The sequence below is a fragment of the Flavobacterium sp. KACC 22758 genome (assembly GCF_028736135.1).
Lineage (GTDB): Bacteria > Bacteroidota > Bacteroidia > Flavobacteriales > Flavobacteriaceae > Flavobacterium > Flavobacterium johnsoniae.
This window is the reverse complement of record NZ_CP117878.1, coordinates 497,440-516,090: the sequence shown is the minus strand read 5'-3', so window position 1 is coordinate 516,090 and position 18,651 is coordinate 497,440. Positions and strand designations below refer to the sequence as shown.

Below are 18,651 nucleotides of genomic sequence, written 5' to 3'. Positions count from 1 at the left end.
AAAAACAACTATAAAAAAAATTACAATGGCACACAACATTAAACCAGGAGTAGCTACAGGAGATCAAGTTCAAGAGATCTTTAATTATGCGAAAGAGAAGGGTTTTGCTCTTCCAGCAGTAAACGTTACTGGATCTAGCACAATTAACGGAGTTCTTGAAACTGCAGCAAAACTAAACGCGCCAGTTATTATTCAATTTTCTAACGGAGGAGCACAATTCAACGCTGGAAAAGGATTATCTAATGCAGGTGAAAAAGCAGCAATCGCAGGAGGAATCGCGGGAGCAAAACATATTCACACATTAGCAGAGGCTTACGGTGCAACTGTAATTCTACACACTGACCACTGCGCAAAAAAATTATTGCCTTGGATTGATGGTTTATTAGATGCTTCTGAAAAACATTTTGCAGAAACAGGAAAACCATTATTTAGTTCTCACATGATCGATTTGTCTGAGGAGCCAATCGAAGAGAACATCGAAATCTGCAAAGAATATTTAGCTAGAATGAGCAAAATGGGAATGACATTAGAAATCGAACTTGGTATTACAGGTGGTGAAGAAGATGGCGTTGACAACTCAGACGTAGACAGCTCAAAATTATATACTCAGCCAGAAGAAGTAGCTTATGCTTACGAAGAATTATCTAAAATAAGCCCTAAATTTACAATTGCTGCTGCTTTTGGAAACGTTCACGGTGTTTATAAACCAGGAAACGTAAAATTAACTCCAAAAATCTTAAAAAATTCTCAGGATTTCGTACAAAACAAATTCAACACTGGCCACAACCCGGTTGATTTCGTTTTCCACGGAGGTTCAGGTTCTACACTTGAAGAAATCAGAGAAGGAATCAGCTACGGAGTTATCAAAATGAACATTGATACTGATTTACAGTTTGCATACACTGAAGGAATCCGTGATTATATGGTTAAAAATCTTGACTATTTAAAATCACAAATTGGAAACCCAGAAGGTGCTGATGCTCCAAACAAAAAATATTACGATCCAAGAAGATGGGTTCGTGAAAGCGAAGTGACATTCAACGCAAGACTTGAACAAGCTTTTGCAGATTTAAACAATGTGAATACACTATAATAAAAAAGTTTCAAGTTTAACGTTTCAAGTTTCAGGTTTCGCAACTTGAAACTTGAAACCTAAAACAAAAAAAACATTCAATATGGCTTGGTTTAAAAGACAAGAAAAAGGGATTACGACCGCGACAGAAGATAAGATGGACGTTCCGAAAGGATTGTGGTACAAATCTCCTACTGGAAAAATTATTGATGCAGACGAATTAGCGAGAAACTTATTCGTAAGCCCTGAAGATGATTTTCACGTTCGAATTGGAAGCGCAACCTATTTTGAAATTTTATTCGACAACAACGAATTTGTTGAGTTAGATAAAAACATGACATCAAAAGATCCTCTGCATTTTGTGGATACAAAGAAATACGCAGAAAGATTAAAAGATGTAATGGAAAAAACTCATCTTAAAGACGCTGTACGTACGGGAGTAGGAAAATCTAAAGGAAGAGAACTTGTAATTTGCTGTATGGATTTTGCTTTTATTGGTGGATCTATGGGAGCAGTTGTAGGTGAAAAAATTGCAAGAGGTATTGATCACGCGATCAAAAACAAACTTCCTTTTGTTATGATTTCTAAATCTGGCGGGGCTCGTATGATGGAAGCTGCTTATTCATTAATGCAATTAGCAAAAACTTCTGTAAAACTGGCTCAATTAGCAGAAGCTAAATTACCTTATATCTCTCTTTGTACAGACCCTACAACGGGTGGAACAACTGCATCTTACGCAATGTTAGGAGACATCAACATCTCTGAGCCGGGCGCTTTGATTGGTTTCGCTGGTCCGCGTGTTGTTCGTGATACTACAGGAAAAGATTTACCAGAAGGTTTCCAAACTGCTGAGTTTCTTTTAGAGCACGGTTTCTTAGACTTTATCACGCCTAGAAAAGAATTGAAAGATAAGATCAACTTATATATCGATTTGATTCAAAATAATGATATTAGATAGTTTTAAACTTTCTAAACTAAATACAAAATCCCATTCGCTTCTGCTGATGGGATTTTTTTATATTATTAAATATCAATATATGTTTCGTTCCTACAGGATTTCCCCAACATGCGATTTTAATCTCAACTAATTAATACTTGTCTGAAAAATTGTATTTTTGTTTTGCAATAATAGTTTTATCCCAAGCGAACTATTAAAAAATGTATCTTACAGAAACAGACTTGTTTTTTACCAAAATCGATTTTTCTTAAAGAAATATAAATATCTTTGAACTATGAGCACAGCAACAAAACCAAATCATATAGGGCGAAAAATAAGCCGTATTCGAGAACTTAAAGACATGAAGCAGGAAGCTTTGGCTCAGGCTTTAGGAATAAATCAACAGTCAGTTTCGGCTATGGAAAACAGCGAAACCATAGATGATAAAAAACTTGCAGAAGTAGCAAAAGCGCTTGGAGTAAGTGTTGAAGCAATTAAAAACTTTACCGAAGAAAATATGATAAATTATTTTAATAGTTTTTATGACAACAGCACCAGTACTGGAATAAATGGAATGTTCAATCCAACTCATTGTACATTCAACCCATTAGATAAAGTGATTGAACTTTATGAGCGTATGGTTCAGGCAGAAAAAGAAAAAGTTGAATATTTGGAGAAATTATTAAAAGAAAAATAAGATTTTCAAATCGTTTTGATATTATAAAAAAATCCCCAGAAATTCAGTCTGAATTTCTTGGGATTTTTTATTTTAAATAGAATAAATATGTGTCGTTCCTACGGAACTCGTAATGTCATGATTTCATTTTCCAACGCAATAAATTGCGTTGCTACAAAATATACCATTCCGCCGGAATTTTTCTTGTGTGATTTCAATCTTAATTTCAACGGAATAAATTCCGTTGCTATCGATATTTAATTCCTACGGAATTTTTCTCGATGTATGATTTAATTTATGTTATTTCTCAGAATTAGCTTTCCCAACCAAAGCATCCAACCTTGTCGTAAAAAAAACAATACGTTAGAACCCAGAAAAAAAAACTTAGCGTCTTAGAATCTCAGCATCTCCAAAAAAACTTAGCGCCTTAGCACCTCAGAACCTTAGCAACTTTAAAAACTACATTCCTGTTCGAATAGCTTCAACCGGATCTAAATTTGCGGCAGAAATTGCAGGCAGGATTCCGGAAATCAATCCAATAAGTGCCGCTAAAGTTGTTCCCAAAATTATATTTCCAAAGCTTAGTACAAATTCAAAATCCAATGCTTTGGTTAGAATAACTGCAATTCCCCAAACCATTAATAAACCAATAATTCCGCCAATTACCGAAAGAATTATAGCTTCAAATAAAAACTGAAATAATATAAATCTGTTTTTGGCTCCCAATGATTTTTGAATACCAATTAAATTGGTTCTTTCTTTAACCGATACAAACATAATATTGGCAATTCCGAAACCGCCGACCAAAAGAGAAAATCCGCTGATAATCCACCCTACTACATTCATCTGGCCTAAAATTCCGTCGATAAAATCAGTAAAACCAGAAAGCACATTTATGAAAAAGTTATCCATTTCTCCTGCTTTCATTCCGCGAATTGCTCTTAATTTTTGAGACACTTCAGCTTTATAAGCTTCCATATCGACTCCTTTAGTAGGTTTTAAAATAATCATAGGAGTCATTGCATCGCTGTCGCCATACATTCGGCGTAAAAAATTAGCCGGCAGATAAACTGATGTATCGTTACTGTCTCCAAAAAAACCCGCACCTTGTTTGGCAATTACACCAATTACAGTAAAACGCTGGCCGTACAATCGAATATTTTTACCAATTGGATCAATATCTCCAAAAAGTCCCTGGGCAATTTCGTACCCCAAAACAATTACAGCAGTTCCTGAGTTCGATTCAGATTCATTGTAAAATCGTCCTTTTTCAAAACTTAAACCATCAATATCCCCCATTTCAAATGAAGATGGATTAATCCTCACATCGGCTACAGTTTTAGAATCATATTTTAAAGTTTCTTTATTAACCCAAAGCTGATACCCAACCTGATCTGTATTATTAAGAGAATTTTTTAAGTTAACATATTCATCATATTTCACATTTGGAAACTGTTCTCTCTTCCATTGTGGAATTTCTGAAGGCCCAAAACTGAATTTCATTAAATAAATCGTATTTTTATCTAAACTGCTCAAATCTTTAGAGATTTTTTTGTCTAAAGAATCAACTGCAGCCAAGACGGCAATTATTGAAAAAATACCAATTGTAACACCCAATAACGACAACAAAGTACGAAGTTTATTATTTCGTAAAGCGTTTACGGCAAAGCTTAGACTTTCTTTTAATAATCTTAGATAAAGAAGCATATAGTAGTATTTTTCAATAAAGTAAAATTCAATAATTTAAAAACAAAAACCTAATAAAAGTTAACTTACTCATCAGTAGATTTTTTTACGAGATTGTTACACTAAATCTTTTAAAATAATATATAAAAAAACTACTTTTGCAGTCTGAAAATCATAACTACACAATGAGCACAACTAAAAAAATACAATCAGCGTTAATATCTGTTTTTTCGAAAGATGGATTAGAGCCAATCGTTAGAAAATTACACGAACAAAACGTAACACTTTATTCAACTGGAGGAACTCAGGATTTTATTAAAAACCTTGGAATTCCGGTAGTTCCTGTTGAAGATATTACTTCATTTCCTGAAATTCTTGGCGGACGAGTAAAAACTTTACACCCGAAGATTTTTGGCGGAATTTTAAATCGTCAGGACAATGAAAGTGATGTGCAGCAAATGAAAGAATTTGACATTCCTCAAATTGATTTAGTAATTGTTGATTTGTATCCTTTTGAAAAAACAGTTGCTTCTGGTGCAAGCGAACAAGATATTATTGAAAAAATTGATATTGGCGGAATTTCATTAATTCGTGCTGGTGCAAAAAATTTCAAAGACACTGTAATCGTAGCTTCGGTTAATGAATACAGCTTACTTTTAGACATCATTACAGAACAAAACGGAAGCACAACTCTTGAAAACAGAAGATTATTTGCTTCAAAAGCTTTCCATGTTTCATCTCACTATGATGGAGCAATTTTTAACTACTTCAATACAGACGAAACGATCTACAAAGAAAGTATTGCAGATGGTCAAGTTTTAAGATATGGCGAAAACCCACACCAAAAAGGATTTTTCTTTGGAGATTTTGGCGCTATGTTCAAAAAAGTTCACGGAAAAGAGTTATCTTACAACAACTTATTAGATGTTGATGCTGCAGTTAACTTAATTGCTGAGTTTAAAACTGACGGACCAACATTTGCTATCTTAAAACATAACAATGCTTGTGGTTTAGCTTCAAGAAAAACAATCAGCGAAGCTTATTTAGCTGCTTTGGCATGCGATCCAACTTCTGCTTTTGGAGGTGTACTGATTGCAAACACTAAAATTGATGTAGAAACAGCTCAGGAAATCAACAAGTTATTCTGCGAAGTAGTAATCGCTCCAGCTTATGATGATGAAGCAATTACAATTTTACAAGAGAAGAAAAACAGAATTATTTTAGTTCAAAATGAAGTTGAATTACCATCTCGTCAAGTAAGAACTTGTCTTAATGGTTTGTTAATTCAGGACAGAAATAATATTACGGATAATAAAGAGCACTTAAAAACCGTTACAGTTACAGAACCTACTGCTCAGGAGATCGAAGATTTAATCTTTGCTTCGAAAATTTGCAAAAACACAAAATCAAATACCATAGTATTTGCAAAAAATGGGACATTAATTTCATCAGGTACAGGTCAGACTTCAAGAGTCGACGCCTTAATTCAGGCTGTTGACAAAGCAAAAGCTTTTGGATTTGATTTAAATGGTGCTTCAATGGCAAGTGATGCCTTTTTCCCATTTCCTGACTGTGTTGAATTAGCTAAAAAAGCAGGAATAACTGCTGTAATTCAGCCTGGAGGTTCGATAAAAGATGAATTAAGCATAAATTATTGCAATGAAAATAATCTTGCAATGGTATTTACAGGAACACGTCATTTTAAACATTAATTTGTTTAACTTTGTTCGATAAATTATTTTATAACATTTTAAACCCCTAAAAAACTTATGGGATTTTTTGATTTCATGACCGAGGATATTGCGATAGACCTTGGAACCGCAAACACTTTAATCATTCATAATGATAAAGTTGTTATTGATAGTCCATCTATCGTAGCACGTGATAGAGTATCAGGCAAAATCATTGCTGTTGGTAAGGAAGCCAACATGATGCAAGGTAAAACGCATGAAAACATCAAGACCATAAGGCCTTTGAAAGATGGTGTAATTGCAGATTTTGATGCTTCGGAAAAAATGATCAATATGTTCATTAAAAGCATTCCGGCATTGAAAAAAAGAATGTTTACTCCTGCACTTCGCATGGTAGTTTGTATTCCTTCTGGTATTACTGAGGTGGAGATGAGGGCGGTTAAAGAATCTTGTGAAAGAGTAAACGGAAAAGAAGTTTATTTGATTCACGAGCCAATGGCAGCAGCAATTGGTATTGGTATCGACATTATGCAGCCAAAAGGAAACATGATTGTTGATATTGGAGGTGGTACAACAGAAATTGCTGTTATCGCTTTAGGCGGAATTGTATGTGACAAATCTGTAAAAATTGCGGGTGACGTTTTCACAAATGATATCGTTTATTATATGCGTACACAACACAACCTTTTTGTGGGAGAAAGTACTGCAGAGAAAATTAAAATTCAAATTGGAGCGGCTATCGAAGATTTAGACGGACCGCCGGAAGATATGTCAGTTCAAGGTAGAGATTTGCTTACAGGTAAACCAAAACAAGTAGATGTTTCTTACCGTGAGATTGCAAAAGCTTTAGACAAATCTATCCAGCGTATCGAAGATGCTGTAATGGAAACATTATCGCAGACTCCGCCTGAATTAGCTGCAGATATTTACAACACTGGTATTTATTTAGCTGGTGGTGGATCTATGTTAAGAGGTCTCGACAAACGTATTTCACAAAAAACAGATTTACCTGTTTACATTGCTGAAGATCCTTTAAGAGCAGTTGTGCGTGGTACAGGAATGGCCCTTAAAAACATTGCAAAATTTAAAAGTATCTTAATCAAATAAGATCAAAAAATAACAACCAATATACTTTTATTAGAGTCAAATTTTTAATATTTGGCTCTAATAATTCTGAAACCTTAAAGCATATCCTGAAACAAAATAACCAGACAAGAAATGCAGCAAATTTTTAATTTCATTATAAGAAACAGTAATCGGTTACTGTTTTTGCTGCTTTTAGGTATTTCGTTGACTCTTACAATTCAATCGCATTCCTATCACAGAAGCAGAGTAATCAGTTCGGCTAATTTTTTAAGCGGAGGTGTTTATGAGAGAATCAACCGTGTAAACGAATATTTGAATTTAAGAGCTGAAAATGACGAGCTTGTACTTGAAAACGCAAGGTTAAAAAGTCTTTTATTTAATAAAGAAGACACTACAAAGGCACCTTTTCCAGACAGCATTAGAGGAGTTAAACCTGCCGATATCATAGTTTCAAAAGTAATTCACAACTCTTACAATACACACGAAAACTTTATCACACTTAACTCAGGAAAAAAGGAAGGAGTTAAACAAGATATGGGGGTTATAAATAGTTTAGGTATTATTGGAGTTGTAGATAATACTTCGGCAAATTACTCGACTGTGGTAAGTATTTTGAATATGAAATCACAGATCAATGCTAAAATAAAAAAATCAAATCATTTTGGTTCTTTAACCTGGGATGGAAAAAGCACAGGTTTTGTTCAATTAGAAGATGTTCCTAGATTAGCTTCGATTAGAAAAGGCGACACTATTGTTACCGGAGGACAATCTGTAATTTTCCCTGAAGGAATAAACATTGGAACTGTAGATAAAATTTACATTAAAAAGAACACAAGTTACTATGTCATAAACGTTAAGTTATTTAATGACATGACCAACTTAGGACACGTATATATTATTAAAAGTAAGGACAGAGAAGAACTTATTAATTTAGAAAAGAAAAGCAAAGAAAAAGATGAGTAGTGCTTTGTTGGTAAATATTTTTCGATTTATTATGCTGCTGGCAATTCAGGTTGTTATTTTTAACAACATGAATTTTTTAGGCTACATAAGTCCTTTCCCATATATCTTATATATTATTTTATATCCGGTAAACAGCAATCGAGCTGGACTCATTGTTTCGAGTTTTCTATTAGGATTAGTTATGGATATGTTTTGCAACTCAGGCGGAATTCACGCAACAGCCTGCGTTATATTAGCATATTACAGACCTTATTTCTTTAAATTTTCATTTGGATTAAGTTATGAATATCAAACTATCAAACTAAACGAATCTTTAACTCCTGAGCGGTTCTCATTTATATTAGTATCTGTCCTGCTGCATCACATCGTACTTTTTACGCTGGAAGCTTTTCAGTTTAAGTTCATAATAGATATTTTACTAAGAACTCTGTTTAGCACCATTTTTACAATAATCACTTCAATTATAATAATTTACATTATTAAGCCCAATAAACGATGAGAAAAGTTCTGCTGCCCTCTTTAATTATTATTGCAGCATCTTTGCTAGTGATTCGGATCTTTTATCTGCAGATTATTGACGATTCATTCAAATTGAAATCAGAAAATAATGCAATTAAAAAAGTCTACGACTATCCTGAACGCGGTTACATTTATGACCGAAATGGTAAATTATTAGTTGCCAATCAGGCTTCCTATGATATCATGGTTATTCCAAGAGAAATTGGAAAAGATATAAACATTGAAGAATTCTGCGCATTGTTAAATATCACTCGTGAAGAATATGACAAAAGAATTGCAAAGGCAAAAGTTTACAGCCCAAGACTTCCATCTGTTTTCTTATCGCAGTTAAACAAAAATGAATTTGCTGCTTTTCAGGAAAAAATCAGAAAGTATGAAGGTTTCTATTTCCAAAAACGTTCTCTTCGTGATTACGAGGTAGATTATGGCGCTAATATTTTTGGTTTTATCACTCAGGTAAACGAGAACTTAATCAAAAAAAATCCATATTATAACAGTGGAGATTTAATTGGGCAGCAAGGTGTAGAGCAAAGCTACGAAGAAATTTTACGCGGTGTAAAAGGTGTAAAATATATTCAAAAAGACAAATACAACCGAGAAATCGGCCCATATAAAGAAGGAAAATACGATACGATTGCCGTTGCCGGAGAAGATATCAATCTAACCATTGATGCCGAACTTCAAAAATACGGTGAAGAATTAATGATTAATAAACGAGGCGGAATTGTTGCTATTGAACCTAAAACGGGCGAAATTCTGGCATTAGTAACCGCTCCTTCTTATGATCCGGGGATTTTAGTTGGAAGACAAAAATCTAAAAACTACACGCTTTTATATCACGATTCGATTGCAAAACCTTTATACGACAGAGGACTTTTAGCTGAGTATCCTCCGGGTTCTCCATTTAAAATTTTGACTGGTCTTGTTGCTCTTCAAGAAGGAGTTATTAATGAACAGACTACTTTTATGTGTCACCACGGATTTAGTTATGGAGGCGGTCGTTTCATGAAATGCCACGGTTTTGGACCTCATCAATTGCATAACGGAATTTATAATTCTTGTAACACTTATTTTGGACAGGCATACATGCTGACTATCAATAAGTATAAAGATCCGGGACAAGCTGTAGATGTTTGGAGCAGCCACGTAAAAAGTTTCGGTTTAGGCCAATTTATGGGATATGATTTACCAATCGGTAGAAGAGGAAATATTCCAACATCAAAAACATACAAAAAAATCTATCCTAACGGAGGATGGAGAAGTTCAACCATTGTATCGAATGCAATTGGTCAGGGAGAGGTTTTAATGACCCCTATTCAATTAGCCAACATGATGGCAACAGTAGCTAATCAGGGTTATTATTTCACACCTCACATCATTAAGAAAATTGAGGGCGAAAAAATTGATGAAAAGTTCACTACAAAACACGTGACTACAATTGATCAAAAGTATTTCCCTCCGGTTATCAGCGGTTTATTTGATGTTTATAACAAAGGTACTGCTTACGCTCTTAGAGTAGAGGGAATTGATATTTGCGGAAAAACAGGAACTGCCGAAAATTATGCTAAAATAAATGGTAAGAGAGAAAAACTTAAAGACCACTCTATATTTGTTGCGTTCGCACCAAAAGACAATCCAAAAATTGCTATTGCGGTTATGATTGAAAATGGAGGTTTTGGAGCAACAGTTGCAGGTCCGATAGCCAGTTTAATGATCGAAAAATACTTGCGACACAAAATTACCAGAACTGATCTGGAAGTAAGAGTATTAAATAAAAGTTTAGTTTCTGAATATGCTAAGTTAGGCGGAATAAGCGAAGCTCTTAAAATTGAGTCTGTACCAAAAGATTCTGTTTTACAGGCAAAAATCATAAAACCAAAAGCACCCGTTACAACGGCACCAGCAACTGAAGTAAAAAAAACAGCGGTAGACACCACTAAGAAAAACTAACAAAGATTATTTCAAATGAAAAATCAAAGTGTAAAAAATAATATTGACTGGATAAGTGTCTTTATCTACATTGCGCTGGTAGTATTAGGGTGGCTGAATATTTACTCATCATCATTATTATCAACTGATGGAACCTATCAAAAACAATTAATTTTTATTGGATGTACAATTCCATTAATTTTTGTTGTGCTTTTTGTTGATGGAAAATTTTATGAAAAATATGCCAGTATAATTTTTGGTGTTGCTCTTTTATCTTTGGCTGGTTTGTTTTTATTTGGTAAAACAATTGCAGGTCAGCGATGCTGGTATGCAATTGGAAGTTTTACACTTCAGCCTTCTGAGTTTGCAAAAGCCGCTACTTCATTAGCATTAGCCAAATATTTAAGTGATACACAAATTAACCTAAAAGAAACCAACAGGCAAATACAAGCACTAGCGATTGTCTTTCTGCCTGTAATGCTTATTTTACCTCAGCCCGATCCTGGAAGTGCTTTAATTTACAGTGTTTTCATTTTGGTTTTATTTAGAGAAGGACTGCCATCATGGTATGTGTGGACTGGTTTTATTACTATTTTATTATTTGTATTAACCCTGATATTAGAACCTTATGTAGTAATCTTAATAGCACTTGGCGTATTAATTATTATACATTTTAAAGGCAGGGCTGTTGACAGAAATATTCTTTTAAGTGCCATTTTACTAGCACTTATTTCGGGATTTGTTCTTTCTGTAGATTATGTTTTTGACAACGTTTTTAAACAACACCACAGAGACCGTTTTAATATCCTTTTAGGAAAAACAGTTGATATGAAAGGTATTGGATACAATACAAATCAATCTGAAATTGCTATTGGATCTGGAGGATGGATTGGGAAAGGATTTTTAGAAGGAACACAAACCAAAGGAGGTTTCGTTCCTGAACAACATACCGATTATATCTTTACAACTGTTGGAGAAGAATGGGGATTTGCCGGTTCATTAGTTGTTATTTTACTTTTTACAGGTTTATTTTTAAGAGTAATTTATTTAGCTGAAAGGCAAAAAACCAAATTCAGCCGGGTTTACGGCTACTGTGTTGCCGGAATTTTATTTATACACTTCTTTGTAAATATTGCCATGGTAATTGGAATTTTCCCAACAATTGGAGTGCCTCTGCCCTTCTTTTCTTATGGAGGTTCCGGACTTTGGGGATTCACTATTTTGCTGTTTATCTTCTTAAAAATGGATGCTAATAAAGTAAATGAATGGTAAAGGTTTTTAAATATTCAATTTTTTAAATTCCGAATTCCAACTATATAAATAATTTAAAAAAAGCTTCAATTCAGATTTTTAAAAAACTGAGTTGAAGCTTTTCTCTTTTTATTATTCTGCATTTCAAACTCAATGTATTTCATAAATATTGCCAGCAGTTGAAACCGCCGAGACATATATTAAATCAAAATTCAAAAGACAACAATAGACATAAAAAAAGTCCGAAGTTTAGAACTTCGGACTTTTTAGCCTTTTATAGTAAATTATATTTTTTCAACTGGTTTCTTCTTTAAAAGTTTTAGAAGAACCGGGAAAGTTGATATAATAACAATTATAATAATGATATATTCTATGTGGTGTTTTAAATCAATCCCTTGTTTTAAGAACACTCCGTATAAATAATGTCCGGCAAAAATTAAGATAAATGACCACAAGAAAGAACTCAGGATATTGAAAAACATAAATTTCTTTTTGTCCATTGAAACAATCCCTGCAATAATTGGAGCGAAAGTTCTAAAAATTGGAAGGAAACGCGCATATATAATTGCTTTTCCGCCATATTTTTCAAAGAAATCTTTTGACTGTAAAAGATATTTTTTCTTAAACCAGAATGTATCTTCTTTTTTAAATAAATAATAACCGCTTTTTGCTCCAAACCAGTAGCCTGTCATATTTCCTAAAACTCCCATAATAGCAACAGCAGTCGAAAGCAAAAACACATTTATAAAATCACCTGGGATATAAACTACATTTTGAATTAAATCGCGGCTGTAAATACCAGCTAAGAAAAGCAAACTATCTCCTGGTAGAAAAAAACCTGCAAAAAGTCCTGTTTCTGCAAAAACAATAAACAGAACAATAAACAGCCCAATTTCAAAACCTCCGATACTTAAAGTTATGTAAAATTCAGGGTTTATTAACTGGGTCCAATCAAACTTAGTCATAAATGTATTTGGTTTATTTATAAGTTCGTGAAATTAACAATAATTTGCTTTAACCACAATTAAAACCCATATTTTAAAGATAAATTAACTATTAAAAAAGCCCGAGTTACGAACTCGGGCTTAAAAAATTATTTTTCTCTTTCGTACTTACAGCAAGAATGCAAATTTTCATAATCGGCATCTGTTGCTTTAGCATCTTTAGTATCATGCCCAGCCTTTGCAATTGCCAGATTTAAATCTTTTGGCGAAGATTTCTCTTCATTTAAAATTACAGCCAATTGATGCGAACTGATATCCCAAGATGCTGTTTTTACACCCGGAACACCATATGCAGCTTTTTCTATACGTTTTTTACATTGTTCACAGTTTCCGTTTACTTCAGTAGTATATTTTAAATTTTTATTCTTTTTAGTTTGGGCCTGAGCCGAAAATCCTAAAAAAGTAATCATTGCGATTAAAATCAAATTTTTCATTTGTCTATTATTTAGTGTTATAAATTTATTATTGATATTGTTATTGTTATTGATATTGTTATTGATCCGTTATTTTATCTTAAATCGTAATCCTGCATAATACATCTGCCCAAAAATTGGCGCATATGCTACAGAGGCATCAAAATTTGGCCCAAAAGGATCATTTGCCCCAAGTATTGCTTTTTGCTGCTTATAATTTCCAATGTTTTCTCCGCCTGCATATACTTCAAAAACAGGTGAAAAAACTCTTGTAACCTGTGCATTCATAACAGCATAAGAAGGTGAAAAATCAGGAAACTGATCTTCTGCCGGATTCGAAGCTGTATAAGGCAATTGCTGTTTTCCCGACCAGTTAAAAGTATAATCAAACTTCCATTGTTTATCGTTTTTTAAAGTCGTTTCATACTCTAAATTTCCAAGAAAACGATGTTTTGCCTGAAGCGGACGCTGAAAAGTTCCTCTTAAATAATCAGTCTGGATGTCGTAATATTTATAAGCTGTTCTTAAATTTAAATTATGAATAAGTTCATAATTAAACTCAACCTGAAGACTATTTGCGAAAGAACTTCCTTTTAAATTATAAAACAAAACATCCTGCGGACTCTGCATTATATCAACAATCGCCTGATTTTGAAAATCGGTTCTGTATAGATCAAATCCTGCTTCAGCATTTTTATTGAAAATTTTAAATTTCTGCGAAAAACTGATTCCGTAATTCCAGGCAATTTCAGGATTTAAGCCGTAGATTTTTCCATTCTTATCCAAAATTGAGAACGTTCTAGAACTTGCCAAAAGCTGTTGGTTTTCTGCAAAAATATTAGCCGAACGTTTTCCTCTTCCGGCAGAAAAACGAAGTACTCCATTTTTCCATGGATTGTATCGCACATGCAGACGAGGTGTCGCAAAAAAGCCTAATCGGTTATGATTATCGACTCTTCCGCCTAAAATAATACTAAAGTTATCTGTATTGTCATAAGTATATTCAAAAAATGCTCCAACCGAATTATCGATTCGGCTGTAATCATCAGCATTCACAAATTCCTGATATTGATCGTATGAAAAGTTCAAACCAGTTGTGAATTTATGCATGGTATTATTGATAATCGAATTAAAAATTAAATTAGAATAAAAACTATTCTGTTTAATATCATATAAATTCAAACCAAAATACGAATCTTGTTTATGACTATTAAAGGCATTTTGAAAGCCAATACTTTGATAGGGCATATCTTTAAAAACGTAACCAATTTTTGTTGAAACATCAAAACGTTCTGTATTAATTTCAGATCCCCAATGATTTGTTGTACCGCGGTCACGGTCTTTATCAAAATCTACTTCTCCGGTTTGTTTTTTATCATTCATATATCTGAAATTGATAAAACTTACCAAACCACTTTCGGGATCATAATATTGATAACGGTTTAAAACGTTTATTTGTTTTCCCAGCGGATTATCCAAGAATCCATCATGGTTCATATCATTTTTTGCCACGCGCGCATTACCATGTACAAACAAACTTGTTGCCCATTTATCAGACAGTTTTTTATTGAAATGGGTATTCAGCTCAAATCTGGAATCGGTAGAACCATAGGCATTTAAAAAAAACGGAATATCACTTAATGGTTTTAAAAGCTCGGTATTTATTTGTCCCGAAATACTTTCATAGCCATTAATAACACTTCCCGCACCTTTTGTAATCTGTACACTTTCGATCCAGGTTCCGGGTGTAAAAGATAAACCATAAGCCTGAGATGCGCCGCGAACCGAAGGAATATTTTCCTCGGTAATCATTAAATACGGACTCGTCAGCCCAAGCATTTTAATTTGCTTTGTTCCTGTTAAAGCATCAGAAAAATTAACATCAATTGATGGATTTGTTTCGAAGCTTTCTGCCAGATTACAACAAGCAGCTTTTAAAAGTTCTTTACTGGTAATTAGAGATGTATTTGAAGTAAGCGTGTAAGATTTTTTAATTCCTTTTTGCTTTTTGGTGATTTTTACTTCCTCTAAATCTTCCTGAGAAAACACAGAAATCGAAAGCAAAAACACCACAAAAAGCATGATATTTTTTTGCATAAAAAAGATTTTAATAGTATTTAGAAATGACATTTAAAGTTTCGAAACTTAGAAACTTTAAACAATAAATTGTAAGCCATGCAAAGACAGCTTGATTCTAAATATTAAAATCAGGAATAAAAAATGTATTGATTGTATAATTTGAACAGCGGGGGCGCATTCGCATCAGAATAATACGAAATGATTTGATTGTTTTTGAAATTTGGAACAGACAAAAACGCAATTGGCTTGTATTCCTGAATTACGGCAGGAAAGGCTAATTGAAAAAAGAAAATCTTAAAAGTTGCATCATCTGATTTTTTTTCAAGGTGAACAACTTTGTCTTTACAACAAGATGATTTTCCTTCTTTATCCCCGCAGCATTTTTTTTCAGGAGATGCCGAGGCAGAAGTATTTAAAGAAACCGAGGCAATTTTTCCGCCGCAGTAATGTACATCAAAAGCAAATCCTGTGTTGGAAACCAACAGGAGGAAAGCTAAAAATAGAACTGTACATTTCTTTATACTCATACGGCAAAAATACCTAAAATGGTTTGAATAAAAATCTAATAAAATGTTATTTTTTTAAATTTTGAAATTGATAATAAAATGCAGGAATAAATAAAAGCACAAATATAGGCTGGATTATAAAACGTCGGACATAAAAAAGAAGCCAACTGTTTTCTGGAAAATATCTTAGAATTATAAAAAACATTATAAAAAGTATTAATCCAAAAAAGAGGTATAAAAAAGCACTGAAATTTAGAATTCCTTTGTCCTTAAAAAGTGTGTAAATTAAAACAAGTGACAGGATTGTGTTAAGCGCAAAACGAAACAGCAGATTATAAAAGAGCTTAAACAAATCAACATCCGGCAATGGCAGACCTTTGAAAGTAGATTCAAAATACACCAAAAAGGGATCATAAAACAATGATTTTTCAAAAGCTCTAATTAAGCCAAAACAGAAGATAATAATTATGGAAATAAAAATTTTCTTCTTTTGCTCTACTATTCTATTTAGCATATTTTGAAAATTTATTAACCCAGAAAACCCATAAAATAAATACAGACCCGTAAATAATCAACGGGAATAAAACACCGTGTAAAAGATGTGATTTTTCAGGATAATGAAACAACAAAACAGTTAACAATGCTATACGAGCTACATTTAAAATGTATATAAAAACTATTCCGAACAAGATATAAAGCAGCGTAACTTTTAACTTACCCGAAAAAGCGAGTACAAATGAAATAAATAAAATAATAACGCTTACGGCATTACAGCCTTCAACTATACGAACGCCATATTTATTATTAAACCAAACTTCTAACCACGGAGAAGCAAAACCCTGCTGAATTTTAATATCATAATTGAACATCAAAAGCAGCTGCTCTACATTATGACCAACCCAATTAGTTACCGCATCTACTTCATCTGGCCTAAGGCTGTTCAAATAAAATTTATATACAACCGTAAGGATTATATAAGCAGCAAAAAAAGTACCTATAAAAATTAAAAACGGCTTGAATTGAACTAGATATTTTCTCAACAGATTTTTTTTTTCAAATTTATGTATTTTTTGAGTTTAGCTTTAAATACTTTTGTATAAAATTTTCAAATCATGACATTTCAAGAATTACAACCAAAAATAAGCGCTATAATATCTGACAATAATAAAGTTAGAGACGAAAAACTATTAGCTGTCTGCCAGCTTTTAAACGAGAATGTAGAATATTACAACTGGGTAGGATTTTATTTTGCCAACCACGAAAACAAAACACTTCATTTAGGTCCTTATGTGGGTGCCGAAACAGATCATACAGTTATTCCTTTTGGAAAAGGAATCTGCGGTCAGGTTGCAGAAAGCAATTCAAATTTTGTAGTGCCAGACGTAAAAGCTCAAGACAACTATATTGCCTGCAGTTTAACCGTTAAATCTGAAATCGTTGTTCCTTTATTTGTAAATGGAGTAAACATTGGGCAAATTGATATTGACAGCCATGTTATCGACCCTTTTACAGAAGCTGACGAAAGATTTTTAGAATTTGTGAATCAAGAAGTTGCTAAATTATTCTAGAAGAACTATTTTTAAGATAAAAAAATAGAACTGAATGAAAAGAAACATCTTTATCTTTTTGCTTCTGATACTTTCAGTTAATCTGTCTGCACAAATTAGCATGATGTCTAAAAAAATCTTTTTAGACTCATTGAATCGTGAATGCACACCCGATAATTACAGTTACACAAGAGTAATTACAAATTATTCTCAAAAAAGCATACGCTATGTTGTAACAGATTTTTATAAAAACGGCCGAAAAAAAATGACAGGTGCTACTCTCGATCGTGATATTTTGAAGAAAGACGGCGAGTTTATTTGTTATTATAAAAACGGAGCAAAAGAATCTGTTATTAATTATACTGACGACCATAAAAATGGCAAAGAGATTACATGGTATGAAAATCAGAGTAAAAAGTGCGAAAAACAGAACCTTTGGGATTCTAAAACAAAAAAGCAGCAGACCTTGATTCTTAATTGCTGGGATGAAAACAAAAATCAGACTGTAACAGATGGAAACGGTGAGTTTGAAGAAACAGATAAATTCATAACACAAAAAGGCATTATTAAAGACGGATTGAAACAAGGCGCATGGGAAGGAAGCGATAGTTTGAGAAAAATCACATTTGTTGACAATTACGACAAAGGAATCTTAATCTCTGGCGTAAGTACAGATGAAAACAACATACAATTGACTTATTCATCTTTAAACGAGAAACAAAACGGAAAAAAAGCCCAAAAACTAAAGTAATTATATCAAAATCTGCTTTGTTTTTTATAGAAAAAGACGCGTCTAAATCATTAAAAAAGAATTTCTTAGGTCTTATTTTTAGATTCTTTTATTTTTTTTTGATTTTTCTGTTTTTTTAATCTAATTTTGCACCCGTCTTACAAAAGTTGTATGACATACATAAAAATCATTAAAACAATATTGGAATGTATTTAACTAAAGAAAAGAAAGAAGAAATCTTCGCACAACACGGTGATGCAAAAAACACTGGTAAAGCTGAAGGTCAAATCGCATTGTTCACTTACAGAATTTCTCACTTAACTGAACACTTGAAAAAAAATCGTCACGATTACAACACTGAGCGTTCTCTTGTACTATTAGTAGGTAAAAGAAGAGCTTTGTTGGACTACTTGAAAAAGAAAGATATCAACAGATATCGTGAGATTATCAAAGTATTGAATATCAGAAAATAATCAATATAGAAAAGAGGTGCGAAAGTGCCTCTTTTTGTTTTTACATTACAGCTGTTTATAACAAGCACGTTACAAGAAAAAAAGTTTGG

19 protein-coding genes are annotated in these 18,651 nt (G+C 33.1%); 12 read left to right on the top strand and 7 right to left on the bottom strand.

The window, feature by feature from the left end; all coding sequences use genetic code 11:
* The first annotated feature begins 25 nt into the window (after positions 1 to 25).
* The 3 genes from fbaA to PQ462_RS02305 all read left to right on the top strand — a co-directional run bounded on the left by fbaA (position 26) and on the right by PQ462_RS02305 (position 2,706).
* Positions 26 to 1,093: a class II fructose-bisphosphate aldolase gene (fbaA, locus tag PQ462_RS02315; RefSeq protein WP_274252227.1), complete on the top strand. Its 1,068-nt coding sequence runs from the start codon at positions 26 to 28 to the stop codon at positions 1,091 to 1,093.
* A gap of 82 nt (positions 1,094 to 1,175) precedes the next feature.
* On the top strand, positions 1,176 to 2,030 hold the full coding sequence (accD, locus tag PQ462_RS02310; RefSeq protein WP_026728501.1) for an acetyl-CoA carboxylase, carboxyltransferase subunit beta: 855 nt from the start codon (positions 1,176 to 1,178) through the stop codon (positions 2,028 to 2,030).
* Between the two features lie 274 nt (positions 2,031 to 2,304).
* Positions 2,305 to 2,706 (top strand): helix-turn-helix domain-containing protein, encoded by a 402-nt coding sequence (locus PQ462_RS02305; protein ID WP_274252226.1) that lies wholly within the window; start codon positions 2,305 to 2,307, stop codon positions 2,704 to 2,706.
* 438 nt (positions 2,707 to 3,144) lie between these two features.
* Here the strand turns inward: PQ462_RS02305 and PQ462_RS02300 are convergent, their stop codons facing one another.
* The gene (locus tag PQ462_RS02300) at positions 3,145 to 4,392 is read right to left on the bottom strand and encodes an ABC transporter permease (protein WP_121362471.1); all 1,248 of its coding nucleotides are present in this window, start codon (positions 4,390 to 4,392) and stop codon (positions 3,145 to 3,147) included.
* Between the two features lie 164 nt (positions 4,393 to 4,556).
* Here PQ462_RS02300 and purH point away from each other — a divergent pair, with 164 nt between their 5' ends.
* The 6 genes from purH (at position 4,557) to rodA (ending at position 11,831) form a co-directional block, all read left to right on the top strand.
* Positions 4,557 to 6,083: a bifunctional phosphoribosylaminoimidazolecarboxamide formyltransferase/IMP cyclohydrolase gene (gene purH, locus PQ462_RS02295; RefSeq protein ID WP_274252225.1), complete on the top strand. Its 1,527-nt coding sequence runs from the start codon at positions 4,557 to 4,559 to the stop codon at positions 6,081 to 6,083.
* A 57-nt stretch (positions 6,084 to 6,140) separates the two neighbouring features.
* A complete protein-coding gene (locus PQ462_RS02290) occupies positions 6,141 to 7,169 on the top strand; it encodes a rod shape-determining protein (RefSeq protein WP_008466528.1) in 1,029 nt (342 codons plus the stop codon).
* A gap of 111 nt (positions 7,170 to 7,280) precedes the next feature.
* Entirely contained in the window at positions 7,281 to 8,111 is an 831-nt protein-coding gene (mreC, locus tag PQ462_RS02285; protein ID WP_012023536.1) for a rod shape-determining protein MreC, read from the top strand.
* Positions 8,104 to 8,610 carry a hypothetical protein gene (locus PQ462_RS02280; RefSeq protein WP_012023535.1) on the top strand — a complete coding sequence of 169 codons (507 nt, stop codon included), beginning with the start codon at positions 8,104 to 8,106 and terminating at the stop codon, positions 8,608 to 8,610. Before mreC ends, PQ462_RS02280 begins: the two co-directional genes overlap by 8 nt.
* Positions 8,607 to 10,580: a penicillin-binding protein 2 gene (gene mrdA, locus PQ462_RS02275; protein ID WP_274252224.1), complete on the top strand. Its 1,974-nt coding sequence runs from the start codon at positions 8,607 to 8,609 to the stop codon at positions 10,578 to 10,580. The genes PQ462_RS02280 and mrdA overlap by 4 nt, the downstream gene beginning before the upstream one ends.
* Positions 10,581 to 10,595: 15 nt before the next feature.
* A complete protein-coding gene (rodA, locus tag PQ462_RS02270; RefSeq protein WP_121362474.1) occupies positions 10,596 to 11,831 on the top strand; it encodes a rod shape-determining protein RodA in 1,236 nt (411 codons plus the stop codon).
* A 263-nt stretch (positions 11,832 to 12,094) separates the two neighbouring features.
* On the opposite strand, the gene PQ462_RS02265 is transcribed toward rodA, so the two are convergent.
* The 6 genes from PQ462_RS02265 to xrtF all read right to left on the bottom strand — a co-directional run bounded on the left by PQ462_RS02265 (position 12,095) and on the right by xrtF (position 16,852).
* Positions 12,095 to 12,775 (bottom strand): DedA family protein, encoded by a 681-nt coding sequence (locus PQ462_RS02265; RefSeq protein ID WP_012023532.1) that lies wholly within the window; start codon positions 12,773 to 12,775, stop codon positions 12,095 to 12,097.
* A 128-nt stretch (positions 12,776 to 12,903) separates the two neighbouring features.
* On the bottom strand, positions 12,904 to 13,248 hold the full coding sequence (locus PQ462_RS02260; protein ID WP_012023531.1) for a heavy-metal-associated domain-containing protein: 345 nt from the start codon (positions 13,246 to 13,248) through the stop codon (positions 12,904 to 12,906).
* Between the two features lie 69 nt (positions 13,249 to 13,317).
* Complete coding sequence (locus PQ462_RS02255) at positions 13,318 to 15,324, bottom strand: TonB-dependent receptor plug domain-containing protein (protein ID WP_274252223.1); 2,007 nt, start codon at positions 15,322 to 15,324, stop codon at positions 13,318 to 13,320.
* Between the two features lie 110 nt (positions 15,325 to 15,434).
* Positions 15,435 to 15,833 (bottom strand): HYC_CC_PP family protein, encoded by a 399-nt coding sequence (locus tag PQ462_RS02250; protein WP_149205624.1) that lies wholly within the window; start codon positions 15,831 to 15,833, stop codon positions 15,435 to 15,437.
* Positions 15,834 to 15,879: 46 nt separating this feature from the next.
* Positions 15,880 to 16,326, bottom strand: coding sequence for an exosortase F system-associated membrane protein (locus PQ462_RS02245; protein ID WP_012023528.1), 447 nt, complete (start codon positions 16,324 to 16,326; stop codon positions 15,880 to 15,882).
* Positions 16,316 to 16,852, bottom strand: a complete 537-nt coding sequence (gene xrtF / locus PQ462_RS02240; RefSeq protein WP_274252222.1) for an exosortase family protein XrtF — start codon at positions 16,850 to 16,852, stop codon at positions 16,316 to 16,318. Before xrtF ends, PQ462_RS02245 begins: the two co-directional genes overlap by 11 nt.
* A gap of 72 nt (positions 16,853 to 16,924) precedes the next feature.
* On the opposite strand from xrtF, the gene PQ462_RS02235 reads away from it, so the two are divergent.
* The 3 genes from PQ462_RS02235 (at position 16,925) to rpsO (ending at position 18,562) form a co-directional block, all read left to right on the top strand.
* Positions 16,925 to 17,380, top strand: a complete 456-nt coding sequence (locus PQ462_RS02235; RefSeq protein WP_274252221.1) for a GAF domain-containing protein — start codon at positions 16,925 to 16,927, stop codon at positions 17,378 to 17,380.
* Between the two features lie 34 nt (positions 17,381 to 17,414).
* Complete coding sequence (locus PQ462_RS02230; RefSeq protein WP_274252220.1) at positions 17,415 to 18,110, top strand: hypothetical protein; 696 nt, start codon at positions 17,415 to 17,417, stop codon at positions 18,108 to 18,110.
* Between the two features lie 185 nt (positions 18,111 to 18,295).
* A complete protein-coding gene (gene rpsO, locus PQ462_RS02225; protein WP_012023524.1) occupies positions 18,296 to 18,562 on the top strand; it encodes a 30S ribosomal protein S15 in 267 nt (88 codons plus the stop codon).
* The last annotated feature ends 89 nt before the right edge of the window (positions 18,563 to 18,651 follow it).

Bases quoted from the DNA above. Each gene is read 5' to 3' on its own strand.
- accD (WP_026728501.1), top strand. From the start codon at position 1,176: ATGGCTTGGTTTAAAAGACAAGAAAAAGGGATTACGACCGCGACAGAA.
- purH (WP_274252225.1), top strand. From the start codon at position 4,557: ATGAGCACAACTAAAAAAATACAATCAGCGTTAATATCTGTTTTTTCG.
- PQ462_RS02235 (WP_274252221.1), top strand. From the start codon at position 16,925: ATGACATTTCAAGAATTACAACCAAAAATAAGCGCTATAATATCTGAC.
- PQ462_RS02300 (WP_121362471.1), bottom strand. From the start codon at position 4,392: ATGCTTCTTTATCTAAGATTATTAAAAGAAAGTCTAAGCTTTGCCGTA.
- PQ462_RS02245 (WP_012023528.1), bottom strand. From the start codon at position 16,326: ATGCTAAATAGAATAGTAGAGCAAAAGAAGAAAATTTTTATTTCCATA.
- rodA (WP_121362474.1), top strand. From the start codon at position 10,596: ATGAAAAATCAAAGTGTAAAAAATAATATTGACTGGATAAGTGTCTTT.
- fbaA (WP_274252227.1), top strand. From the start codon at position 26: ATGGCACACAACATTAAACCAGGAGTAGCTACAGGAGATCAAGTTCAA.
- PQ462_RS02255 (WP_274252223.1), bottom strand. From the start codon at position 15,324: ATGCAAAAAAATATCATGCTTTTTGTGGTGTTTTTGCTTTCGATTTCT.
- rpsO (WP_012023524.1), top strand. From the start codon at position 18,296: ATGTATTTAACTAAAGAAAAGAAAGAAGAAATCTTCGCACAACACGGT.
- PQ462_RS02230 (WP_274252220.1), top strand. From the start codon at position 17,415: ATGAAAAGAAACATCTTTATCTTTTTGCTTCTGATACTTTCAGTTAAT.
- PQ462_RS02265 (WP_012023532.1), bottom strand. From the start codon at position 12,775: ATGACTAAGTTTGATTGGACCCAGTTAATAAACCCTGAATTTTACATA.
- PQ462_RS02250 (WP_149205624.1), bottom strand. From the start codon at position 15,833: ATGAGTATAAAGAAATGTACAGTTCTATTTTTAGCTTTCCTCCTGTTG.
- PQ462_RS02280 (WP_012023535.1), top strand. From the start codon at position 8,104: ATGAGTAGTGCTTTGTTGGTAAATATTTTTCGATTTATTATGCTGCTG.
- PQ462_RS02260 (WP_012023531.1), bottom strand. From the start codon at position 13,248: ATGAAAAATTTGATTTTAATCGCAATGATTACTTTTTTAGGATTTTCG.
- PQ462_RS02290 (WP_008466528.1), top strand. From the start codon at position 6,141: ATGGGATTTTTTGATTTCATGACCGAGGATATTGCGATAGACCTTGGA.
- PQ462_RS02305 (WP_274252226.1), top strand. From the start codon at position 2,305: ATGAGCACAGCAACAAAACCAAATCATATAGGGCGAAAAATAAGCCGT.
- mrdA (WP_274252224.1), top strand. From the start codon at position 8,607: ATGAGAAAAGTTCTGCTGCCCTCTTTAATTATTATTGCAGCATCTTTG.
- mreC (WP_012023536.1), top strand. From the start codon at position 7,281: ATGCAGCAAATTTTTAATTTCATTATAAGAAACAGTAATCGGTTACTG.